Below are 5,450 nucleotides of genomic sequence, written 5' to 3'. Positions count from 1 at the left end.
TTAGGGTTATCCCCAAACTTTGTGGCAAAATCTTTGGACTTAATCTATGGCGCGACGTTCTCTGGGTGATGATGTCAAGGCGCGGGTGAAGCGTCTGTTTGAGGCGTTGCTAGCTTATGGTAATGATGAATTTGAGGATGGCGACAAACTCGCAATTGATTTCAACTGGCAAAGCGAGACGCAGTTGGTAATTAGGACAAAGCGGCGATACCTGGAAGAACTGACCGCAAAAGACAAATACGAAGGTAAGTTAACTCCAGCGCAAGTTAGGGAAGCGCTAAATCTTCTGGAAAATTATTTAGAAGTTTTAGAAGATAACCGTGTTGCAACTAAAGGTTCGGAAGATTGGCACTTTACTTTGAAGGTGTGGCATAAAGATAAAGAGGCGAATCTGCGACAATTTGATATTGAGTGGGAAAAGAAAAGACCACCAAAATCTCAAGCTGTTGCCAAGAAGATTAAGCTGCAAACTGATATCCCATCCGCTACGTATACTGCCCTTAATAAGGTAGAAGGGGAATCGAAATCTGTTGCGAACAATATTCCTCCCAACGGTGCCAAGGAATTTGTCGGACGCGCAGAAGAATTGTTAGAAGTTCACCAGTTATTGCAGGAAAATAAGCAAGTCACCATTGCTGCTGTGGCTGGGATGGGTGGTGTGGGTAAAACAGAACTCGCTACTCAGTATGCAAGACAGTATTTATCAAGTTATACAGGTGGCGTTTGCTGGTTATCTGCACAGGGAAATGCAGGAACTGGCATTATCAGATTTGTGCAGTTGGAATTTGAAATTGAACCGCCGCAAGATTGGGAATTAGCGGAGCAATTGGAGTTTTGTTGGAAGAAATGGCTTCCCGGCAATGTTTTAATTGTGTTAGATGATGTCACCGACTACAAACAACAAGTCAAGCCTTACTTACCTCCGCTGGAATTATCTCGATTTAAAGTATTGCTGACGACGAGATTTCAGTTTGGGTCATCTTTGCCGCAGTTACGGCTAGATGTGCTGAAACCATTGGCGGCGATGAAGTTATTAGAATCAATAATTGGCAGGGAACGGCTAAAACGCGAAGCTTGGGTGGCGAGAAGACTTTGTAAATGGTTGGGATATTTGCCGTTGGGCTTAGAGTTAGTCGGGAGATATCTGGATCAACAGCCGAATTTGTCGCTGGAGAAACTGTTGGCGCGATTGGAACGAAAGCGACTGGAACACGAAGCGATTTTGAAAGCTGACCCGTTAATGCAGTATGAATTGGGCGTAGCGTCGGCTTTTGATTTGAGTTGGGAACAGTTGGATGATAATGCACAATTTCTTGGTGCTGCGTTAAGTTTGTATGCTTTAGCTCCAATTCCACTAACTTTAGAGATGGAGGATGACGAAGAACTAGAAATTTGGGAAAAAGCGCTAAGGGATTTAATAAGTTTGCATTTGGTACAAAGTCTGGGTGAGGAAAGTTATCGTTTGCATCCGCTGACCCGGCAATTTTTTCAACAGAAGCTAAACAAATCAGCCGAAGCTGATGAAATGAAACGCCAGTTTGCGGCGGCAATTGTGGCAGTGGCAAGAGAAATTTCTCAGCAGCCGATTCGTGAAGATATTATCAATATCAGTCCGGCAATTCCTCATATTGAAGAAGCTGCTAAGTATCTGATTGAATATATTAGCAATGAAGATTTAATTACACCTTTTACACGTTTAGGTTGGTTTTATAAAGGTCAAGGCTTTTATCAGCAGGCAGAACCTTGGCTGAAGCGGTGTGTAGAAGTAACTGAAAGTCGCCTCGGTGCAGAACATTTCCATGTCGCCACCAGTCTCAACAACTTAGCTATTCTCTACGGAAATCAAGGACGGTACAGCGAAGCCGAACCTTTGTGTCTGCAAGCGATTGAAATCCATAACAAAAGCCTCCCCGCTGACCATCCAAGAATCGCCACCCACCTCAACAACTTAGCTATTCTCTACGGAAATCAAGGACGGTACAGCGAAGCCGAACCTTTGTGTCTGCAAGCGATTGAAATCGATAAAAAAAGCCTCCCCGCTGACCATCCAAGAATCGCAACCAGTCTCAACAACTTAGCCGAACTCTACCGAAATCAAGGACGCTACAGCGAAGCCGAACCTTTGTGTCTGCAAGCGATTGAAATTCATAAAAAAAGCCTCCCCGCCGACCATCCAAGAATCGCCACCCACCTCAACAACTTAGCTAATCTTTACGGAACTCAAGGACGCTACAGCGAAGCCGAACCTTTGTATCTGCAAGCGATTAAAATCTATAAAAAAAGTCTCCCCGCCGACCATCCCGAAATTGCAATACACCTCAACAACTTAGCCGAACTCTACCGAAATCAAGGACGTTACAGCGAAGCCGAACCTTTGTATCTGCAAGCGATGGCAATTTGTCAACGTGGTTTAGGAGAAAAGCATCCTAATACAGTGACAGTTAAACAAAATTTTGCAGTTTTTTGGATGCAAGGAATGATGGAGAATCGGTTTAATATAGAGGCGTTGCAGGAGCATCCTTTGGGGCAGGAAATCTTGGCGCAAATGATAGCAATAATGCCAGGATCTGAGGATAATTCGTCAGGATGAGAGCGATCGCATCTGGGAGATCCTGGGAACCCAATATACCCTGGCGAATGTAATTCGCGGCTATACGAACAAAGTCCGCCTGCGCGGACTAATAAATTTTATTTAACCCGCGAAGGCGGGTTTCGTCTGTGTAGCTGCGATTTCCAATCGCCAAGCGACAGAAATTAGAGGCACTGAGTGAAAGTGCGAACTGACAAGTTAGCGCTTCGCTATCGCATCACCACATCCAAAGAGTGCGAACTGACAAGTCAGCGCTTCGCGATCGCATCACCACATCAAGAGAGTGCGAACTGACAAGTCAGCGCTTCGCGATCGCATCACCACATCAAGAGAGTGCGAACTGACAAGTCAGCGCTTCGCTATCGCTACCTGCCGTTTTATACTGCTCAAGCAAGAAGCATCCCGTAGGATAAAAGATATCCACCTGCGACGGAATGACTATCTGTGGCTAAGTCAGAAGAATTGCATCCAGAGACGGCGATTGCACTTGCCCGTACTCCCCTGTATGAACTTGCCCTAGAACAAAAAGCCCGATTGACTGCCTTTTCCGGCTGGGAAATGCCCGTACAATATACCGGAATCGGACAAGAACACCTGGCAGTCCGCACCACAGCGGGAATGTTCGACATCTCCCACATGGGAAAATTTACCTTCAAAGGGAAACAGCTGATTTCGTACTTGCAGCCTCTCGTTCCCTCAGATTTGAGCCGCCTGAAAGCTGGTGAATCTCAGTACACCGTCCTGCTGAATTCTCACGGCGGCATTTTGGACGACATTATCTTCTATTATCAGGGCGAAGATGCAGACGGCGAGCAGCGAGGCGCAATGATTGTCAACGCCGCCACCCGATCTAGAGACAAAGCATGGCTGTTTGCCCAACTGGAATCTTCTCAAGTTGATTTCGAGGATCTTTCCCTGGCAAAAGTTTTGATTGCCGTTCAGGGATCACAAGCGCTTGCATATCTTCAGGAATTTGTCAAGGAAGACCTGACGCCGATTAAGGCATTTGGACATTTGGAAGCAACCGTCTTGGATCAGCCAGCTTTCATCGCCCGGACTGGGTACACGGGAGAGGATGGATTTGAAGTCATGGTAGACCCAGAAGTGGGGGTAGACTTGTGGCGCAGTCTCGCTATGGCGGGTGTCGTACCCTGCGGACTCGGTGCCAGAGACACCCTGCGCCTCGAAGCAGCAATGGGCCTCTACGGGCAAGATATGGACGAAAGCACGACCCCTTTAGAAGCTGGATTGGGTTGGCTGGTTCATCTGGATACGAAAGGCGATTTTATCGGGCGTCCAGTCTTAGAACAACAGAAAGCAAATGGCGTAGAACGACGCTTGGTAGGGCTGCAAATGCAGGGGCGTTTTATTGCGCGTCATGGCTACCCGGTGCTATCCAAAGGTGAAGCCATCGGCGTCATCACCAGCGGCACCTTAGCACCAACGGTAGGGCAACCCATCGCCCTCGCCTATGTTCCTCCGAATCTGGCTCAGATTGGTCAGGAATTGGAGGTAGAAATCCGGGGCAAAGCTTATCCAGCCGTTGTGGTTAAAAAACCTTTTTATCGCTCTCCCAGCCGTCTTCCTAGCAAGTAAATGTATGGCGAACCGAGGTGGCTGGAGAAGGTGGTTGGTGAATCAGGCAGCATTAATCGGACTCGCCATCATTGGCATTCTCCTGGGTGTAGCCGCTTGGGCGTGGTTTACATCGATTTGGATGCCCGGAGTCAGTTATCAAGCTGCATTGCCGCCGCTGACTCCGCAGGAGGAAACGCTGCGAGATGCCCTCCGACAGGATGTGGAAAAGATTGCCGGTGAACTGGGAGAACATAACTTCTCAAACTATAAGAATCTGGCGGCGGCGGCTGATTTCTTGGAAGCATCGTTGAGTAGTGCTGGCTATAAAGTTCAACGACAGGGATACAAAATTGCTGAGAATACCTACTACAACCTAGAAGCCGAGATTGTCGGGACAAATCGAGCCGATGAGATTGTGGTGATTGGAGGTCACTATGACTCTGTATTTGGAAGTCCCGGTGCCAATGATAACGGCACGGGTGCCTCAGCCGTCCTAGAGTTGGCGCGTGCCTTTGCTGGAAAAAAGACCTCCCGAACTCTGCGCTTCGTTGAGTTTGTGAATGAGGAACCGCCATTTTTCCAGACGCCGGAGATGGGAAGCGTCGTTTATGCCAAACGCTGCCGCAACGCCGGTGACAATATTGTCGCCATGCTCAGTTTGGAAACCATCGGCTACTACTCCGACAAGCCAGGAACCCAGAAATACCCATTTCCTTTAAGCTTGTTTTATCCCTCGCAGGGTAACTTTATTGCCTTTGTGAGCAACCCAACCTCTGCTGATTTGGTGAGGAAAGCGATCGCCTCTTTCCGTCGTCATGCGAAGTTTCCCTCCGAAGGTGCCGCCCTCCCAGAAAGTATTCCCGGCGTCGGCTGGTCGGATCAATGGTCTTTCTGGCAGCAAGGTTATCCCGGTATCATCGTCACAGACACTGCACCCTCCCGTTACCTCCACTATCACACTTCACAAGATACCCCCGATAAAATTGATTACGACCGTTTGGCACGGGTAGTAGCGGGATTAGAGGGCGTTGTTGCCGACTTGGCGGAGAGTCAGTAATCAAGGTTATTTGCACGGCTTCAAGCGTCAAGCGATCGCGTTTTCAGTCAAGCCTGCGGGGAGTATGCCTATCCCCAAGCGTCAGCCTCTGGGCAGATTGCGCTGAAACTGCTCCACCAACTGGGCAAACTCCCGCACAGCTTTCTCAGACTGTTGTGCTGCCACCCAGCTAAAGTCATTGTGACCGGCTTCATCCACCCACAAAAAGCGCTTCGGTTCGTTAGC

The 5,450-nt window shown here is 48.4% G+C and carries 3 protein-coding genes; all 3 read left to right on the top strand.

The features are described from left to right. Positions 1–46: 46 nt before the first annotated feature. The 3 genes from H6F50_RS01815 (at position 47) to H6F50_RS01805 (ending at position 5,225) form a co-directional block, all read left to right on the top strand. Positions 47–2,590 (top strand): tetratricopeptide repeat protein, encoded by a 2,544-nt coding sequence (locus H6F50_RS01815; RefSeq protein ID WP_190425647.1) that lies wholly within the window; start codon positions 47–49, stop codon positions 2,588–2,590. A gap of 444 nt (positions 2,591–3,034) precedes the next feature. After that, complete coding sequence (gcvT, locus tag H6F50_RS01810) at positions 3,035–4,186, top strand: glycine cleavage system aminomethyltransferase GcvT (protein ID WP_190425644.1); 1,152 nt, start codon at positions 3,035–3,037, stop codon at positions 4,184–4,186. Between the two features lie 4 nt (positions 4,187–4,190). After that, positions 4,191–5,225 (top strand): M28 family peptidase, encoded by a 1,035-nt coding sequence (locus tag H6F50_RS01805; RefSeq protein ID WP_190425642.1) that lies wholly within the window; start codon positions 4,191–4,193, stop codon positions 5,223–5,225. Positions 5,226–5,450 lie beyond the last annotated feature (225 nt).

Origin of the sequence: Coleofasciculus sp. FACHB-712 (assembly GCF_014695635.1) — a bacterium.
Lineage (GTDB): Bacteria > Cyanobacteriota > Cyanobacteriia > Cyanobacteriales > FACHB-T130 > FACHB-T130.
Note: the sequence above shows the minus strand (reverse complement) of the source record. Positions and strands in the feature narration are given on the sequence as shown.

Excerpts from the sequence above, each read along its gene's own strand:
- H6F50_RS01805 (WP_190425642.1), top strand. The coding sequence starts at position 4,191 with ATGGCGAACCGAGGTGGCTGGAGAAGGTGGTTGGTGAATCAGGCAGCA.
- H6F50_RS01815 (WP_190425647.1), top strand. The coding sequence starts at position 47 with ATGGCGCGACGTTCTCTGGGTGATGATGTCAAGGCGCGGGTGAAGCGT.